The 462-nt window shown below is 76.0% G+C and carries 1 pseudogene; it reads left to right on the top strand.

Annotated elements, in window-relative coordinates:
* Window positions 1-462, top strand: a pseudogene (locus tag Q2100_RS31640) (primosome assembly protein PriA); the annotation flags it as partial.

Below are 462 nucleotides of genomic sequence, written 5' to 3'. Positions count from 1 at the left end.
GCGTGCTGGCGGTGGTGCCCGACCAGAAGGACGTCGACCTGCTGCACGAGGCCGTGGTGGCCCGCTGCGGCGCCGATGACACCGTGGCGCTGGCCGCGGGTCTCGGCCCGGCCGCGCGGTACCGGCGGTGGCTGGCCGTGTTGCGTGGCCGTGCCCGGGTGGTGATCGGCACGCGCAGTGCGGTGTTCGCGCCGGTGCACGACCTCGGGCTGGTGCTGGTGTGGGACGACGGCGACGACTCGCTGTCCGAGCCACGGGCCCCGTATCCGCACGCCAGGGAGGTCGCCATGCTGCGCGCCCACCAATTGCGTTGTGCGGCGGTCATCGGCGGCTGGACGCGCACCGCCGAGGCGCAGGCGCTGGTGCGGTCCGGCTGGGCCCACGACCTGGTGGCGGCGCGGCCCGTGGTGCGGTCGTGTTCGCCGCGGGTGGTGGGGCTCGAGGACGGCGGCTACGCCGAGG

Origin of the sequence: Mycolicibacterium arseniciresistens (genome assembly GCF_030519285.1) — a bacterium.
Taxonomy (GTDB): Bacteria; Actinomycetota; Actinomycetes; order Mycobacteriales; family Mycobacteriaceae; genus Mycobacterium; species Mycobacterium arseniciresistens.
Note: the sequence above shows the minus strand (reverse complement) of the source record. Positions and strands in the feature narration are given on the sequence as shown.